This window comes from Nonomuraea turcica (assembly GCF_030718205.1).
Classification (GTDB): Bacteria; Actinomycetota; Actinomycetes; order Streptosporangiales; family Streptosporangiaceae; genus Nonomuraea.
Map to the genome: position 1 here is coordinate 259,155 of NZ_JAUZQF010000013.1, position 16,083 is coordinate 275,237.

At 69.1% G+C, this 16,083-nt stretch carries 15 protein-coding genes; 7 read left to right on the forward strand and 8 right to left on the reverse strand.

Features of this window, described 5'->3' with window-relative positions; translation table 11 throughout:
* Positions 1-9: 9 nt before the first annotated feature.
* On the reverse strand, positions 10-2,289 hold the full coding sequence (locus tag Q9G87_RS32220; protein WP_305920292.1) for a glycoside hydrolase family 95 protein: 2,280 nt from the start codon (positions 2,287-2,289) through the stop codon (positions 10-12).
* Between the two features lie 440 nt (positions 2,290-2,729).
* On the opposite strand from Q9G87_RS32220, the gene Q9G87_RS32225 reads away from it, so the two are divergent.
* Positions 2,730-3,599, forward strand: a complete 870-nt coding sequence (locus Q9G87_RS32225; protein WP_305920293.1) for an NAD-dependent epimerase/dehydratase family protein — start codon at positions 2,730-2,732, stop codon at positions 3,597-3,599.
* Here Q9G87_RS32225 and Q9G87_RS32230 read toward each other — a convergent pair.
* The gene (locus Q9G87_RS32230) at positions 3,581-4,633 is read right to left on the reverse strand and encodes a class I SAM-dependent methyltransferase (RefSeq protein ID WP_305920294.1); all 1,053 of its coding nucleotides are present in this window, start codon (positions 4,631-4,633) and stop codon (positions 3,581-3,583) included. The genes Q9G87_RS32225 and Q9G87_RS32230 overlap by 19 nt on opposite strands.
* A 325-nt stretch (positions 4,634-4,958) precedes the next feature.
* Here Q9G87_RS32230 and Q9G87_RS32235 point away from each other — a divergent pair, with 325 nt between their 5' ends.
* Complete coding sequence (locus tag Q9G87_RS32235; protein ID WP_043620820.1) at positions 4,959-5,627, forward strand: response regulator transcription factor; 669 nt, start codon at positions 4,959-4,961, stop codon at positions 5,625-5,627.
* Positions 5,628-5,631: 4 nt separating this feature from the next.
* The gene (locus Q9G87_RS32240; RefSeq protein WP_305920295.1) at positions 5,632-6,909 is read left to right on the forward strand and encodes an ATP-binding protein; all 1,278 of its coding nucleotides are present in this window, start codon (positions 5,632-5,634) and stop codon (positions 6,907-6,909) included.
* On the opposite strand, the gene Q9G87_RS32245 is transcribed toward Q9G87_RS32240, so the two are convergent.
* Together Q9G87_RS32245 and Q9G87_RS32250 are read right to left on the reverse strand one after the other, a co-directional pair.
* Positions 6,893-7,372 carry a GtrA family protein gene (locus Q9G87_RS32245; RefSeq protein ID WP_305920296.1) on the reverse strand — a complete coding sequence of 160 codons (480 nt, stop codon included), beginning with the start codon at positions 7,370-7,372 and terminating at the stop codon, positions 6,893-6,895. The genes Q9G87_RS32240 and Q9G87_RS32245 overlap by 17 nt on opposite strands.
* Before the next feature lie 253 nt (positions 7,373-7,625).
* A complete protein-coding gene (locus Q9G87_RS32250) occupies positions 7,626-8,066 on the reverse strand; it encodes a VOC family protein (protein ID WP_305920297.1) in 441 nt (146 codons plus the stop codon).
* Positions 8,067-8,130: 64 nt separating this feature from the next.
* Here Q9G87_RS32250 and Q9G87_RS32255 point away from each other — a divergent pair, with 64 nt between their 5' ends.
* Entirely contained in the window at positions 8,131-9,279 is a 1,149-nt protein-coding gene (locus Q9G87_RS32255) for a 5-(carboxyamino)imidazole ribonucleotide synthase (RefSeq protein ID WP_305920298.1), read from the forward strand.
* Entirely contained in the window at positions 9,276-9,770 is a 495-nt protein-coding gene (purE, locus tag Q9G87_RS32260) for a 5-(carboxyamino)imidazole ribonucleotide mutase (RefSeq protein ID WP_305920299.1), read from the forward strand. Before Q9G87_RS32255 ends, purE begins: the two co-directional genes overlap by 4 nt.
* A gap of 15 nt (positions 9,771-9,785) precedes the next feature.
* On the opposite strand, the gene Q9G87_RS32265 is transcribed toward purE, so the two are convergent.
* On the reverse strand, positions 9,786-11,099 hold the full coding sequence (locus Q9G87_RS32265; protein ID WP_305920300.1) for a UDP-glucose dehydrogenase family protein: 1,314 nt from the start codon (positions 11,097-11,099) through the stop codon (positions 9,786-9,788).
* A gap of 126 nt (positions 11,100-11,225) precedes the next feature.
* Here Q9G87_RS32265 and Q9G87_RS32270 point away from each other — a divergent pair, with 126 nt between their 5' ends.
* The gene (locus Q9G87_RS32270; RefSeq protein ID WP_305920301.1) at positions 11,226-12,389 is read left to right on the forward strand and encodes an acyl-CoA dehydrogenase family protein; all 1,164 of its coding nucleotides are present in this window, start codon (positions 11,226-11,228) and stop codon (positions 12,387-12,389) included.
* 143 nt (positions 12,390-12,532) lie between these two features.
* The gene (locus Q9G87_RS32275) at positions 12,533-13,663 is read left to right on the forward strand and encodes a hypothetical protein (RefSeq protein WP_305920302.1); all 1,131 of its coding nucleotides are present in this window, start codon (positions 12,533-12,535) and stop codon (positions 13,661-13,663) included.
* Positions 13,664-13,705: 42 nt separating this feature from the next.
* On the opposite strand, the gene Q9G87_RS32280 is transcribed toward Q9G87_RS32275, so the two are convergent.
* From Q9G87_RS32280 to Q9G87_RS32290, 3 genes are all read right to left on the reverse strand, one after another.
* The gene (locus Q9G87_RS32280; RefSeq protein WP_305920303.1) at positions 13,706-14,440 is read right to left on the reverse strand and encodes a DUF4097 family beta strand repeat-containing protein; all 735 of its coding nucleotides are present in this window, start codon (positions 14,438-14,440) and stop codon (positions 13,706-13,708) included.
* Between the two features lie 204 nt (positions 14,441-14,644).
* Positions 14,645-15,487, reverse strand: coding sequence for an LLM class flavin-dependent oxidoreductase (locus tag Q9G87_RS32285; RefSeq protein ID WP_305920304.1), 843 nt, complete (start codon positions 15,485-15,487; stop codon positions 14,645-14,647).
* 215 nt (positions 15,488-15,702) lie between these two features.
* On the reverse strand, positions 15,703-16,050 hold the full coding sequence (locus tag Q9G87_RS32290) for an STAS domain-containing protein (protein WP_305920305.1): 348 nt from the start codon (positions 16,048-16,050) through the stop codon (positions 15,703-15,705).
* Positions 16,051-16,083 lie beyond the last annotated feature (33 nt).

Consider the following 16,083-nt stretch of genomic DNA (forward strand, 5'->3'; position numbering starts at 1 on the left):
GGGCCCGGCTCACCCGCCCATCGTGTACGACTCTCCGGCCTGCGCCTCCCAGCTCCACATGTCCCCGGAACGGCTCGCGCCGTCCCACACCGGGCCCTCGACGGCCGCCCGCACCCTGATCTCCCCGTCACGTCCCGCGTGCAGCGTCACCTTCTCGGCGACCCCGTCGCGCCACGAGACGTCCACGGTCAGGTCGCCGCGGGCCCGCAGGCCGTGCACCGACCCCGTACGCCAGGCCGGCGGCAGCGCCGGCAACACGTGGATCACCCCGTGGTGGCTCTGCACCAGCATCTCCGCGATCCCCGCGACGGCCCCGAAGTTGCCGTCGATCTGGAACGGCGGATGCGTGTCCCACAGGTTGTCCAGCGTCGAGTGCGTGAGCAGCTCGCCCAGCATCCGGTGCGCGTGATCGCCGTCGAGCAGCCGCGCCCAGAAGTTGATCTTCCAGGCCTTGCTCCACCCCGTGCCGCCGTCGCCCCGGGCCGCCAGCGTGACCTTGGCGGCCTCGCCCTCAGGGCTTTCCGCGACGATCTGCCGTCCGGGATGCAGTCCGAACAGATGCGAGACATGCCGGTGCGTATCGTCCTGCTCGTCCCAGTCGGCCTTCCACTCCTGCAACTGGCCCCATGACCCGATCCGCAGCCCGGGATCCAGCCGCTCCAGCGCGTCCAGCACCCGCGCGCGGAACTCGGCGTCCACGTCCAGGATGTCCGCCGCCTCCGCGATGTTCGTGAACAGGTCCCAGACGATCTGCTGCGACATCGACGCCCCCGCGGAGAAATCCCCGTGCTCGGGCGAGTAGCTGGGGGATACGACGAGCGTCCCGTCCCGCGGGTCGGTGTGCAGCGTGTCCAGCCAGAGCTCGGCCGCCCCTTTCAGCACCGGATAGGCGCTCTCCCGCAGGTAGCCGGCGTCCCCGCTGAACCGGTAGCGGTCGTACAGGTGCTGTGCCACCCAGGCCGCCGCCTCGGGGAACCAGAACGCGGTGGCCCAGTCGTGCACGCCGGTGAACCCGAACGGGTTCGTCTCGTTGTGCACCACCCACCCGTCCGCCTCGAACATCTCCCGCGCTGTCCGCCGGCCCGGCGCCATCAGGGCCCGCACGTAGTCGTCGTACGGCTGCGCGGTCTCGGCCAGGTTCGCCACGTCCGCGGGCCAGTAGTTCATCTGCAGGTTGATGTTGACGTGATAGTCGCCCGCCCAGGCCGGGCTGGTGGAGTCGTTCCACACGCCCTGCAGGTTCGCCGGCAGCGCCCCCGCCCGCGAGGAGGCGATCAGCAGATAGCGTCCGTAGGCGAAGTACAGCGCCTCCAGCGCGCGGTCGGCGGCCGAGTCGCCGCCGGTGTAGGCCGCCCGGAGCCGGTCCGTCGGCACCTGCGGCGTCTCCTGCCCGAGGTCCAGCTCCACCCGGTCGAACAGCCGCACGTAGTCGTCCTGGTGCGCCTGCTTGAGCGCGTCGTACCCCTGCGCAGCCGCCTTGTCCACGCTCGCGGTGACGGCGTCGTGCGGGTCCTCGCCCCGGTAGGCCGGGTAGACGGGGGAGTAGTCGGTGCCGGCTGAGAGGATGAACACCGCGCTGTCGGCCCCGGCGACCGTGATGCGATCGGCCTCGTCCACCCGAGTGCCGCCCTCCACGATCACCTGCACCTGGGCCTCGAACACCATCCCGTTGTCCGCCAGCGCCCCGCGCATCGTCAGCCGCCCGTCCGCGACGCTGATCCGCTTGTCGTCGTGCGGCGAGGACGCCCGCAACGTGAACTCCACCGCGCCCGGCCGGTCGGCCGAGATCCGCCCGACGATCACGTTGCCCGGGTGACTGGCGAAGTACTCGCGCGTGTGCCGCACCCCGCCGGCCGTATACGTCACCCCGGCCACGGCCTCGCGCAGGCTCAACTCCCTGCGGTAGCCGGTCGCGGTCGGGCCCGCGGGCAGGTCCAGCCACAGGTCGCCGAAGGTCTGGTACGCCCCGAAGCCCGACTTCGGCTGGCCCAGCCTGGCCGCGACCTCCTCCGGGTCCATCCGCCCATCGCGGTCCAGCCGCTCGCGGACCTCGGAAAGCGCGCCGGGGCGCGGGGCGGTCCAGTTGCCGAAGTCGTAGCCCTGCCGCGACCCCGGCCCTCCCGTCCACAGGGTCTTCTCGTTGAACTGGATCTGCTCGAGTGCCGTGCCGCCGAAGATCATCGCGCCGAGCGCCCCGTTGCCGATCGGCAGCGCCTCGGTCTCCCAATCGATCGCGGGCCGGTCGTACCAGAGCGTCAAGCGTCTTCGCTTCTCTGTGTTAACGGACATCAGCGTAACCTCGTCGCATGCCGACCAGGGCCGGGAAGCGATCCGGTGGAAGCCGATGCTGCGTCCGTCCGGCGAGCCGGGCGGACCGTGGCTGAGAACCGCGTTATCGGGGCCTGACTCCGCATTCCTGGATGGAGTGCAGCTCTTGGGCCACCGCCCCGCCGGACGCTGTCCCCTTGGTGACGGACACCAATGGGGGCGGGGACCGAATGCCAGTCGGGCACCCGGCTGTGACCGAACATTACCGTCCGATTACGTTCAGTGCAACTGATCGGCCGAGCGCGAACCGACCACAGTTCTATGGGTAACCACAGGTTCGATAGCGAGCGCCAGCAACAGTTCATACCTGTCATGAGGGACAACGGTAACTAAGTGGTCCATGGGAATGCGGGTCAAGTGGACTATTTCCGCGGACCGGCGACGTCGTAGCGTGGCGCGGTATGACCATGCATGTCTTCCTGGCCGGCGGCACCGGTGTGCTGGGCCGCCGGATCGTTCCGCTGCTGGTTGCCGGGGGGCACACGGTGACCGCGACGACCCGTGACGAGGCGAAGGCCGCGCTGCTGTGGGACCTGGGCGCCGTTCCCGTGCAGGTGGATGTGTACGACGCCGCCGCGCTGCGGGCCGCGGTGCGTGAGTCCGGCGCCGACGTCGTGATGCACCAGCTGACGGATCTGAGCGGGGGTGACTTCGCCGCCAACAGCCGGCTCCGCGAGATCGGCACCCGCAACCTGGTCGACGCGGCCCGGGCGGCTGGAGTGCGGCGCATCGTGGCGCAGAGCATCGCGTGGGTGTACGAGCCGGGCGACGACCCCGCCGCCGAGGAGACCCCACTCGACGTGCACGCGCCCGAGGCACGCCGGCCCATGGTCGAGGCGGTGGCGAGCTTGGAGTCGGCGGTCCGGGAGCTACCGGCGTGGGTGGTGCTGCGCTACGGGATGTTTTACGGCCCCGGCACCTGGTTCGAGCCGCGCGGGCTACGGGCGGAGCAGGCTCGCTCGGGCGCGCTCGTAGCCGATGCGGACGTGACGAGCTTCGTGCACGTCGACGACGCGGCGGCCGCCGCCGTACAGGCCCTGGAATGGCCGTCCGGTCCGGTGAACGTCTGTGACGACGAGCCCGCGCCCGCACATGACTGGCTGCCCGCCTTCTGCCGTGCCGTCGGCGCGCCCGCGCCGCCGGAGGACGACGCGCCGCGGAACGGGTTCGCTCGCGGCGCGGACAATCGTTACGCCCGTAAGCGCCTCGGCTGGACGCCTGAGTACGTGTCCTGGCGCGACGGCTTCGCGGCTTACGGGATCAGCCGGTAGAAGCGCCAGAAGCCGAAGTCCTCGATCGGCAGGACCTCGATGTCGCCGAACCCGGCCTCTCGCGCGTAGCGCCGCAGCGTGTCCGGCCGCAGCACGGTTCCGGTCCCGGCCGACGGCTGCTCGCTCATCCCGTCCGGCAGGCAGATGAGCAGGCTGAAGCCGTACATGAGCCGCTCGGTGTCGTCAGCCGGGCCCGCGAAGGACTCGCCCACGGCCTCGTCCATGATGACGACAGGCCCGCCGGGCACGACCGCGCGCCGCACCGCCGCCAGCGTGTCCACCGGCCGTGGCATGTCGTGCACGCACTCGAAGGCGAAGACGGCGTCGTACCGGCCGTCGCCCAAGGTCGCGGCGTCGACACGGCGGAACGAGACCCGCTCGCCGAGACCTGAGGCGGCCGCGTTGCGCTCGGCCAGCTCGATCGACGGCGCGTCGATGTCGACGCCCTCCACCATCGCCTCCGGGTACGCCCTGGCCAGCGCGATGGTCGACCAGCCACCGCCGCAGCCGACGTCGGCGATGCGGGCGCCGGGGCGGCGCAGCGCGGCGTCGAGGTCCGGCACGCCGGCCAGGGCGCCGGGCAGCGCGTGCTCGAACCACGGCCGGTTCATGTCGGCCTGCGATTCCCGCACATCCGGCCCGAACTCCGCCCAGCCGACGCCACCGCCGCTCCGGTACGCCTCCAGGAGGGCGGGCATCTGCACGGCGGCGCCCGCGAGCATCCGCGCCAGCGGCGCGAGGTAGGCCAGGCTGGCCTCGTTCGTCAGCACCTCGGCCGCGCCCTTCGGCAGCACGAAGCGGCCGTCCGGGGCGACCTCCAGGATCCCGTAGGCGGCCTGCTGCTCCAGCCATTCCCTGGCGTAGCGTTCGTGGCCGCCGGCCCGCGCGACCAACTCGTCCGGGCCGGCCGGGCCGTGCGCGGCCAGCGCACGGTACCAGCCCATGCGGTCGCCGATGTGCACGGAGAGGACCTCGATGGTGCCGAGCGACGCCTGGAACAGGCGCTCGGCGAACTCGTCAGTAGTCGTTGACATGATCGTTCTTCCCTTTCCCCCGCAGTATGTCCTGGATGAGGATCGGTGCAGTTCCCCGCGGCGAACAGGTCATACGACACAGAGCGCAAAATTGCCCGCGACGATACCGTCAAGGAAGGACGTGACCGCCCGTCTGCGCGGCGGACGGTTAAGAATTCCGGCGCTGGGCATGATCAGCCAATGATCTCCCCCGGAAAGCCACGGTAATTTAATCACGACCAACCGTATTTTAGTCGTGTTTGCCCAGGTCAATAGATAGGTCAATGACGAGTCAAACTGCGCGCTGTGCCCGGGAAACGATCGCCTAAGGTCCTACGATCGCTTCATGACCTGCGTACTTCTAGCCGAGGACGACACCTCGATCTCTGAGCCTCTTGCGCGCGCTCTGCGCCGTGAGGGCTATCAGGTCGAGGTGAGCCCGGATGGCCCACAGGCCCTCGAGAGGGCACTGTCGGGCGGCATCGACCTCATTGTTCTTGATCTTGGTCTTCCAGAGATGGACGGCCTGGAAGTGGCCCGCCGGATCCGGGCCGAAGGCCACGGCACTCCAGTTCTCATACTCACCGCCCGCGTCGACGAGGTCGACACCGTCGTCGGGCTCGACGCCGGCGCGGACGACTACGTCACCAAACCGTTCCGGCTGGCCGAGCTGCTGGCCCGAGTACGCGCGCTGCTACGTCGCGGCACCTCCGAGACCCCGGTCGTCCAGGGGGTGCGGATCGACGCCGACTCGCGGCGCGCCTGGATGGGGGAGAAAGAGCTTCATCTCACGACCAAGGAGTTCGACCTGCTGCGCGTGCTCGTACGGGACGCCGGCAAGGTGGTCACCCGCGAGCAGATCATGCGCGAGGTGTGGGACACCAACTGGTGGGGTTCCACCAAGACACTCGACATGCACATCTCGTGGTTGCGCCGCAAACTAGGCGACGACGCCGCCAAGCCTCGCTACATCACGACCGTCCGGGGAGTCGGCTTCCGGTTCGAACGCGAGTAGGCGGATGCGCCGTCGACTGCTCACCTCCACCCTGGTCGTCGCGGTTATCGCGGTCCTGTTGCTGGGGGTCCCCCTGGGCGTCGTGGTGAGCCGCCTGATCGTCGACGAGGCGGCTCAAGAGCTCGGGGCTGAGGCAAAACGCCTCGTGGGAGAGGTCGAGTATGCCCGCGTGCAGGAGACACCGCTGGATCCCCAGCAACTGGAGCAGAAATACCCAGGCAGGTACATACAGATCTGGGAGCGCGGAACCCCCCTTCGGGTGACCGTGGTCGGCACGCCGCCGCCGTCCGGTCACCTGATGACAGAGGATGCGCAGACCAACACGGGCGTCTACGTCCGGATAAGTCGTGACCGCGATCAGGTTGAGCGGGATGTCCGGGCCCGCCTGCTCCTCATCGTCGCCCTGGCCGTGGCCGCCCTGGCGGTGGCCGTGAGTCTGGCCGTCGTACAGTCCCGGCGGCTGACACTGCCCTTGCAGGACCTCGCGAAGATCGCCGAACGGTTGGGCTCCGGCGACGCGCGGCCGAGCAAACACCGCTACGGCATACCCGAGCTCGACCGGGTGGCCCAGGTGCTCGATCGCAGCGCCACCCGCATCTCCGACCTGCTCACCAGGGAGCGCGAGTTCGCCACCGACGCCTCACACCAGCTCCGCACCCCGCTGACCGGCCTCACCATGCGCCTGGAGGAGATCGTCGCCGCTTCCGACCACCCCGAGGTGGTACGCGAGGAGGGCGAGGCGGCGATCGTGCAGGCGGAGCGGCTGACCGCCGTGATCGATGAGCTGCTGTCGGCGGCCCGCCGCCAGCGCCACGCCCAAGCCGAACCGGTCGCCATCGACATCGTGCTCGGCCAGCAGATCACCGAGTGGGAGCCGGTGTTCAGGGACGCGGGACGCATGCTGCGGCTCGAGGGTGCGCGAGAGCTGATGGCGATGGCCACGACCGGCGGATTCGGCCAGGTGATCGCGTCCCTGCTGGAGAATTCCCTGCGCCACGGCGGTGGCGCCGTCACCATCACCACCAGCAGCGGCGACAACTACGTGGTGATCGAGGTCGCCGACGAGGGCCCCGGCATCGCCGACGAGATCGCCCCCAAGATCTTCGACCGCAACGTCAGCGGCGGCGGGGGGACCGGCCTCGGCTTGACGCTCGCCCGCGCGCTGGCCGCCGCCGACGGCGGCCGGCTGGAGCTCGTGCGCCGCCGTCCCGCGACGTTCGCCATCTTCCTGCGCCCGGCGAACGAAGACAGCAGGAGCCGGGTCGTCAGCGGTCCTGCCTGACGGCCTCGGGCAGCTCGACCGGGATCGGCTCGGTGGCCTCCAAGAACACCCACTTCTTGTAAGACCAATAGCGGAACAGCGTGCCGAGCCCGACGCCCAAGAAGTTGGCGATGTTGAGGCTGAGGCCGTCGTCCAGGTTGAGCGTGTATTTGGTGAAGCCGATCACCAGCAGCCCGAACAGCAGTGCGATGCCGTTGAGCAGGAAGAACAGGAAGTATTCGCGCCCGAGCCCGCTCTGCTCGCGGTGCCGGAACGTCCAGAAGCGATTGCCCGCGTAGGCGAATGTCGCCGAGATCGTGGTCGCCAGGACCTTGGACGTCAGCGGCCCCCACTCCAGCCCCAGCAGGAAAAGGTTGTAGACCCCGGTGTCGAGGACGAAGGCGACGGCGCCGATGCTGCCGAACTTGGCCAGCTCATGCACAAGGGCTGCGAACCGCTCGTAGAGGCGTTTAACGAAGTCCACGTCTCTGCTCGGTCCCTTCCGTGCTGCTGCTGGTCATCCCAGCGTACCGGTCACGATGTAGGGCCGGTGTCAGACGGATGAACTTACCGCGTCAAGAGCCGGTTTAGAAATGTCGTCCAATAGGCGGCAATTCCGATCGGCTGCCATTACGCTGCGGTGCAGGTCGCTGGGCGGCCGTGCCTGCGAGGCGACCCGGAACGACCGCCCAGCCCCGTCACCTCCTCGGCAGATGACGAACCGCCGTTCCGCGGGCTCAGGAAGGGCCTGGCCGGTCGAAGGCGACGAGTTCGATCTCGAACCCGTCCTTGTCCTCCAGGTACGCGGCGTAGTGTTGCTCGCCGCCGGCGTACGGATGGCGATCGGGGAACATCAGCGTCCAGCCATACGCCGGGGCCTGCTCCACCAGGGCATCCAGCCGGGTGCGGCTCTCCACGTGGAAGGCCAGGTGGTTCAGGCCGGGGCGGCGGCGGTCGTGGCGGTCGGCGGTGAGGGCGGGCGACTGCTCCATCACCAGGTAGGTCGGCCCCAGCCGCCAGCTACGGCCGCCCGCCCAGTCCTGGAACACGGTGTAGCCGAGCGCTTCCAGCAGCCACTGCCAGCTGCCGATCGCCCGTGGCAGATCCGGGACCCAGATCTCCACGTGGTGCAGTGTTCCAGTGGTGGGCGTGGTTCCAGTGGTGGGCGTGTCGTTCACGCCTAGACCCTATGGATGCGAGCGGTGGGTTAGTCATCGTTGCGTCCCGGTAAGCTCACCTGGCGTGAGTTCATACCACCCCATCGGCCCGGTCGTCGGCATCGTCGGCGCCGGCCAGCTGGCCAGGATGTCGCAGCCGCCCGCCATCGCACTCGGCGTCGAGCTGCGGGTGCTCGCCGGTGCCCCGGACGAGAGCGCCGCACGGGTGATCGTCGACACGCGCATCGGAGACTACCGCGATCTGGACGTTCTTCGCGAGTTCGCCCAAGGCTGCGACGCGATCACGTTCGACCACGAGCACGTCCCGACCGAGCACATCAGGGCTCTGGCGAAGAGCGGCCACGCCGTTCACCCGGGGGCCGACGCCCTCGTGCACGCACAGGACAAGGCGGCCATGCGCGAGCGGCTGACCGCGATCGGCGTGCCTTGCCCGGCCTGGGCGCGGGTGTCGTCGGCGAAGGACGTCTCGGGGTTCGCGGACGAGCACGGCTGGCCCGTGGTGCTGAAGGCGGTGCGCGGCGGCTACGACGGCCGCGGCGTGTGGGTGTGCGCTGATGCCGCCGAGGCGGAGGAGGCGTTCGCGTCCGGGACCGAGCTCATGGCCGAGGCGTTCGTGCCGTTCGAGCGGGAGCTGGCGGTGCTGGTGGCCCGCTCGCCGCACGGCCAGGGCGTCAGCTACCCGGTCGTGGAGACCGTGCAGCAGGACGGCATCTGCGTCGAGGTGCTCGCGCCCGCCCCCGATCTCGACCAGGAGGACGCCGCGCAGGCCCAGCGCATCGGCCTGAAGATCGCCCACGAGCTGGGGGTGACCGGGTTGCTGGCGGTCGAGATGTTCCAGACGGCCCGCGGTCTGGTGGTCAACGAGCTGGCCATGCGGCCGCACAACAGCGGCCACTGGACGATCGAGGGCGCGCGGACGTCGCAGTTCGAGCAGCATCTGAGGGCCGTGCTGGATCTGCCGCTCGGCTCGCCCACGATGACCGCCCAGGCCGTCGTCATGGTCAACCTGCTGGGCGGCGACGACCCCGACCTGTTCAAGCGCTACGAGCACGTGCTGGCCCACGACCCCGGCATCAAGGTGCACTTCTACGGCAAGCAGGTGCGTCCCGGCCGCAAGATCGGCCACGTGACCGCCCTCGGCTCCAACCTGGACGAGGTCCGCGCCCGCGCTCGCCACGCCGCCGTCTACCTGACCACCGGGGAATACACATGAAAATCGGCATCGTGATGGGCAGCGACTCCGACTGGCCGGTGATGAAGGCCGCGGCGGAGGCGGTGGCGGAGTTCGGCGTGCCGTTCGAGGCGGACGTCGTGTCCGCGCACCGCATGCCGGCCGAGATGATCGAATACGGCCGTCAGGCCGCCTCGCGGGGCCTCCAGGTGATCATCGCGGGCGCCGGCGGGGCCGCGCACCTGCCCGGCATGCTGGCGTCGGTGACGCCGCTGCCGGTGATCGGGGTGCCGGTGCCGCTGAAATACCTCGACGGCATGGACTCTCTGCTGTCGATCGTCCAGATGCCGGCCGGGGTCCCGGTCGCCACGGTGGCGGTGGGCGGGGCACGCAACGCGGGCCTGCTGGCCGTACGCATCCTCGCCGCGTCCGACGCCGATCTTCGCCGGCGCATGGAGGAGTTCCAGGAGCGGCTCAAGGAGCAGGCGTACGCCAAGGGTGAGCGCCTGCGTGCCGAGGCCGCCGAGCTCTGACCGGGGCGGGAGGCCTTACGGCCGGCCCAGGGCCCGGTAGTGCCAGCCGGCCGACCGCCACGTCTCAGCGTCCAGCGCGTTGCGCCCGTCCACGATGCGCCGGGCGGCGACCACCGCGCCCAGTTCCTCCGGATCGAGGTCCACGAACTCCTGCCACTCCGTGAGCAGCAACACCACATGCGCCCCGCGAACCGCCTCGACAGCCGACGCGCCGTAGTGCAGCTCGGGATGCGCCTTGCGAGCGTTGTCGAGCGCGATCGGGTCGTAGACGGTGACCTGTCCGCCTTGGTGGCCAATGGTGACCGCGACGTCGAGAGCGGGCGAGTCGCGAATGTCGTCCGAGTTCGGCTTGAACGCCGCTCCCAGGACGCCCACGGTGCACCCATGGAAGGAACCGCCCGCCAGCACCCTGGCCAGGTCCACCATGCGGGCGCGCCGCCGCATGTTGATGGCGTCCACCTCGCGCAGGAACGTCAGCGCCTGGTCCGCGCCCAACTCACCGGCGCGGGCCATGAACGCCCGGATGTCCTTGGGTAGGCAACCGCCGCCGAACCCGAGTCCGGCGTTCAGGTAACGGCCACCGATCCGGTCGTCGTACGAGAGCGCCTCCGACAGCTGCTGGACATCGGCATGCGCGGCCTCGCAGACCTCGGCCATGGCGTTGATGAAAGAGATCTTCGTGGCCAGGAAGGCGTTGGCGGCCGTCTTGACCAGCTCGGACGTGGCGAAATCCGTCACCACGATCGGAACCTCGCCCAGCGGCTCGTACACCTCACGCAGCACCTTCTCCGCCCGTTCCGTACGGACGCCGAACACGATCCGATCCGGGTGCAAGGTGTCCTGCACGGCGAACCCCTCCCGCAGGAACTCGGGGTTCCACGCCAGCTCGGCCTCGACGCCGGCCGGGGCCAGGCGCGCCATCTTGTCCGCGAGCCGCTCCGCGGTGCCCACGGGCACCGTCGACTTGCCGACGACCAGGCACTCCCGGTCCAGCAGCGGGGCAAGGGATTCGATCGCGGCGTCCATGTAGGAGACGTCGGCCGCGTACTCGCCGCGCTTCTGCGGTGTGCCGACGCAGATGAAGTGCACGTCGCCGAACTCGGCGACCTCCTCGTAGGAGGTGGTGAAGCGAAGCCTGCCGGAGTCGAGCCCACGGCGGAGCACGGGTTCCAGGCCCGGTTCATGGATCGGGAGCTCACCGCTGTTCAAGCGGCGGACCTTGTCGGCGTCGATGTCGAGGCCTAGGACCTCGAATCCAAGATCCGCCATGCATGCCGCATGCGTGATGCCCAGGTATCCGGTCCCGATCACCGTGAGGCGATATGGCACGAGTGAGCTCCTTTCGATCGCGCAGGCATGCTACCGGCCTTTCGCTACCAGCTACGTGCCACGGGTGCCCGTCCGCAAACCGTACCGGCTGGTAACAAGATGCTCGGACGTCCTAGTATCTACCGCATGAGCTTCCCTCTTTACGCGCTCGCCGAAGAGCATGACATGCTCAGGGAGACCGTCCGGGCCCTGGCCGATGAGAAGATCGCCCCGCATGCCGCGGAGGCCGACGAGACCGAGGAGTTCTCCTGGGACGTCTACAAGGCGCTGGTGGCGGCGGACATGCACGCCGTGCACGTTCCTGAGCAGTACGGCGGCGCGGGGGCGGATGCGCTGGCGACGGTGATCGTCATCGAGGAGGTGGCCCGCGCCTGCGCGTCCACCTCCCTGATCCCCGCCGTCAACAAGCTCGGCACCGTCCCGCTCCTCCTCTCGGCCTCGGAGGAGGTGAGGTCCCGCTACCTGGCGCCGGTGGCAAGGGGCGAGGCCATGTTCTCGTACGCGCTGTCGGAGCCGGAGGCCGGCTCGGACGCCGCCGCGATGAAGACGAGGGCGGTGGCGGACGGCGATTCGTACATCCTCAACGGCACCAAAATGTGGATCACGAACGCCGGCGTCTCCGAGTACTACACGGTGATGGCTGTCACGGACCCGTCAGCCGGCGCCCGCGGCATCTCCGCCTTCGTCGTGGAGAAGTCCGACGAGGGCGTCTCCTTCGGCCCCAAGGAACGCAAGCTCGGCATCAAGGGCTCCCCGACCCGCCAGGTCATCCTGGACAACGTCCGAATCCCCGCCACCCGCATGATCGGCGCCCCCGGCACCGGCTTCAAGACGGCTCTGGCGACCTTGGACCACACCCGCATCACCATCGCCGCCCAGGCCCTGGGCATCGCCCAAGGCGCTCTGGACTACGCGATCGGTTACGTGAAGGAGCGCAAGCAGTTCGGCCGGCCGATCGCCGACTTCCAGGGCCTGCAGTTCATGGTGGCCGACATGGCCATGAAACTGGAGGCGGCCCGGCAGCTCACGTATCACGCGGCCGCGAAGTCGGAACGCGCGATGCACGGCGAGCCCCAGAAGGACCTGACGTTCCTGTCGAGCGCCGCCAAGTGCGCCGCCTCGGACGCGGCCATGGAGATCACCACGGACGCGGTGCAGTTGCTGGGCGGGTACGGCTACACGAAGGACTTCCCGGTGGAGCGCATGATGCGGGACGCCAAGATCACCCAGATCTACGAGGGCACCAACCAGATCCAGCGCATGGTGATGGCCCGCCAGCTCCTGAAGTAGGCAGTCAAGGGCGCGGCGTATGGCCATGGATATGTCGTTTGGCCGGACTTCACTGCTGATTTACCGATTTGTCAGACATCGTCATGACAGCGGGCTAACGTCTCGTCTCGGTAAGATCCACAACCGAAGACGGGTACCGCACCATGCGTAAAGTCCTGACGCTCACCCTCGCCGCCACCGCCACCTTCGGCCTCTTCTCTACCACCCCGGCCACAGCGACCCCCGCCGACCTGCCGAAAGAGATCTACGGGGGCACCTGGGCCGCCGGGCACGTGCAAGGCATGGCCATCGACCAGCGCAAGGGGTTCATGTACTTCTCCTTCACCAACCTCCTCGTCAAGACCGACCTCAAGGGCAACCCGGTCGGCTCCGTGACGGGCTTCACCGGACACCTCGGCGACCTGGACTTCAACGCCCAGGACGGCCGGGTGTACGGCTCGCTCGAGTACAAGGCGCAGGAGTCGTTCTATATCGCGATCTTCGACGTCGACCGCATCACCAGCATGAACATGGACGCTCAGACCACCGACGTCGTCAAGACGGTCTACCTCAAGGAGGTCGTGGCCGACTATGTGGCCGACATGAACGGTGACGGCAAGTTCGACGGCAACATCGCCAACACCCCCGACCACCGCTACGGCTGCAGCGGCATCGACGGCGTCTCCTTCGGCCCCGCGTTCGGCAAGAAGCACGGCAAGCAGAAGCTGACCGTGGCGTACGGCATCTACTCGAACGTGGACCGGCAGGACAACGACTACCAGGTCCTGCTCCAGTACGACATCCAGCAGTGGAAGAAGTACGAGCGGCCGCTCACCGAGAGCGCCCCGCACACCAGCGGACCGGAGCACACCGACGGCAAGTACTTCGCCTACACCGGCAACACCACGTACGGCGTGCAGAACCTCGAGTACGACGAGCACACCGGCAACTGGATGATGGCCGTGTACAAGGGCAAGAAGCCGCAGTTCCCTAACTACTCGTTCTTCATGGTCGATGGCAGCGCGCAGCCCAGGAAGGGGGACATCGTCGGACAGCCTCGTCCGGAGCAGGGCGACCTGCTCACCCTGGCGCCGGGTGGCCTGCAGCATGACGCGTCCGGGGTGCGGGGCTGGGAGTTCACCGGCGAGTACGGCCTGATCTCGCTCGGCGGCGGCCGCTACTACGTCTCCAAGGCCGGGACCGTCACGGAGGGCGGCGTCACCAAGCAGACCGGCACCGCCCAGCTGTACCGCTGGACGGGCCAGACCCCGACGCCTTTCGAGCGGGTCGGCTGATCAGTCGCCCGGGCACCCCATGTCCAGGGTGCCCGGCGTCGGTCAGCGGGCCAGGATGCGGATGTTTCCGGAGGTGCTACGGGCGACGATCTTGCTAGTGGCCTTGGAATCGTTCTTGATCTCGGAGCTCTCGCTGCCGTCCGTGCTGTTCGCCGTCACCGCATAGGAGCCCTTCGGCACGGTCGCCGTCACCTTGCCATCGCTGGACTGGAGGTCCAGGTTGGCCGGTGCACTCGTGAAGGAGAGGTCGATCGCGCCGTCCAGGGTCCGGCATCGGACGTTCGCGGACTTCAGCCCGTCACCCGTGATCGGGCCTTCGCTGCGCAGCCGCAATTTTCCCGAGGTGCCGGACACCTGGATGCGATCCCGGCTCGCCACGTCCACGTCCTGCGGGAGGTCCTTCAGGATGACGCCGTCCGCCGCGTCGATCGACAGCCGTACGCCCGGCGGGACCTTGACGTGGTAGCGGGCGCCGCAGTCGCCGAAGACCATGGTGCAGTTCGCGCTGAGCCGGAGGGTGCCGTCCCGCAGGGACCAGGCGGCGCCGCCGTCGTCGGCGGCCTTGCCGCGTACCCACCGCTCCACCTCGACGGTGCTGCCGGTGCCGGCGAGTACGTGGACGCCGCCCAGAGAGGAGATGATCCTCAGAGAGGTCCCGCTCAAGGGAAACGACTGTGCTGAGCGCACCTCTTCGGCATCCAGATCCAGGCCGCCGCAACCGCTCGTGGCCAGTGCCACCGTCGCCGCACATGCCGTTAATGCTGCGATTCGCCTCATGGGTCGATCGTGGCCGGGCGCCGCTCGTCGCTCATCGGCCATCCGACCGAGCACCATCGGCCATTCGGTCCTTCCCTCGTTGGAGGCGCGGCCCTGGGCGCGATCTGGAGCGCCGCGCCGTACGGCCCGGCGACGGACGGCGCAGGGCCGTACGGCGTCGGCCCTTACAAGGCCGACAGCAGGCCTTACAGCGTTGACCGGCCGCTACAAAGCCGACAGCAGGGCCGTGACGTGGCGCAGCGGGTCCGAGCCGAGCGGCCGGACCGCCACCGTGTCCGCCCCCGCCGCCCAGAGGCTCTTGACCTGCGCTGCCGCCTCCTCCGGCGACCCGTCCGCCATCGCCACCTCCTCCGGGGCGACCCCGAGGAACGCCGCCTGCCCCTCCACCACGGGCTTCGCGGCCGCCGCACCGTCCGCTCCGGTGTTCAGGAACGTGAAGACCACCAGCTCGTGATCGTCACCCGCGGCCCCGATCTGCTCCAGAATCCCCGGCACCTGGGCGGGACCGATGCCCTCGGGCACGATCGTCCCCTGAGCCACGCGCCCCGACAGCGCCAGTGAGCGCGGGCTCTTCACCCCGGTCAGCACGGGCGGCACCACCGCGGGCGGATGCACCAGCGACACCCCGTCCAGGTGGACGGACTTGCCGTGCAGGGTGACGGTCTCGCCGCGCAGCAGCGCGCGGACCGCCGTGACCGTCTCCTCCAGGAGGGCGAGCGGCGACGGCGGCGCGGCGCCCACCTGGCGCATCCAGTCCTGTACGCCGTGCCCGATCCCCGCCGCCAGCCGTCCGGGATGTACGCGGGCCAGGTTGGCCAGCTCCATCGCCAGCAACATCGGGTTACGCAGGGGAGCGGGGGCGATGCCGATGCCGACGCGCAGGCGGGAAGTGACGGCGAGGGCGGTGGCCGCTGAGGAGATGCCGCCGGTCCAGCCCAGGTCCTCCACCACCCACAGGTCGTCGACGGTCGTCTCGTCCAGCGCCCTGGCGAACGGGATGAGTTGCTCGGGCGGCAGGTCCCTGTCGAACATCACGCCAAGTCTCATGATTGCCTCCAGTAATAACGGAACACCCGGCCGATCTCCGAGTATCCAGCACGCGGGAAGGGGAAAGCCTGGGGAGAGCGGACATCGGCGACGCCCGTGGCCGCGGCGACGCGCTGCGCGCCTGCGTCGGCCGCCATGCGCGCGGTGTTCGGCGGCGCGGGTCGACGGCGCGGTCGGCGGCGCGGGTCGGCGGCGTGGGTCGATGGGGCAGGTCGTCAGGCGGCGCTGCCGAGCGCCGTGCGGGCCTCGCCGATCGATTCGCTGGTCTCGAAATGCCGATCGAGGTTGGTGATCATCAGCAGGTGCCGGATCATGCCGGGGCCCAGAACCAGGATCATGCGGCCGTGGATGTGATGGATGCGGTTGAGCGTGGCCACCAGCACGCCCAGGCCCACGGAGTCACAGAACGGCACCTCGGTCAGGTCGACGACCAGGTTGGGCGGATCGGCCTCGGCGATCGCCTGCTCTAACTCGGCCCGCAACCGAGGAGCACCTGCCACATCGAGATCACCGACGACGTGCAGAACCGTACAGGGGTCCTCCCGCCAACGCCTGACCACCACCGGCCTCACCTGCCCAATATGCACAAAGTTATG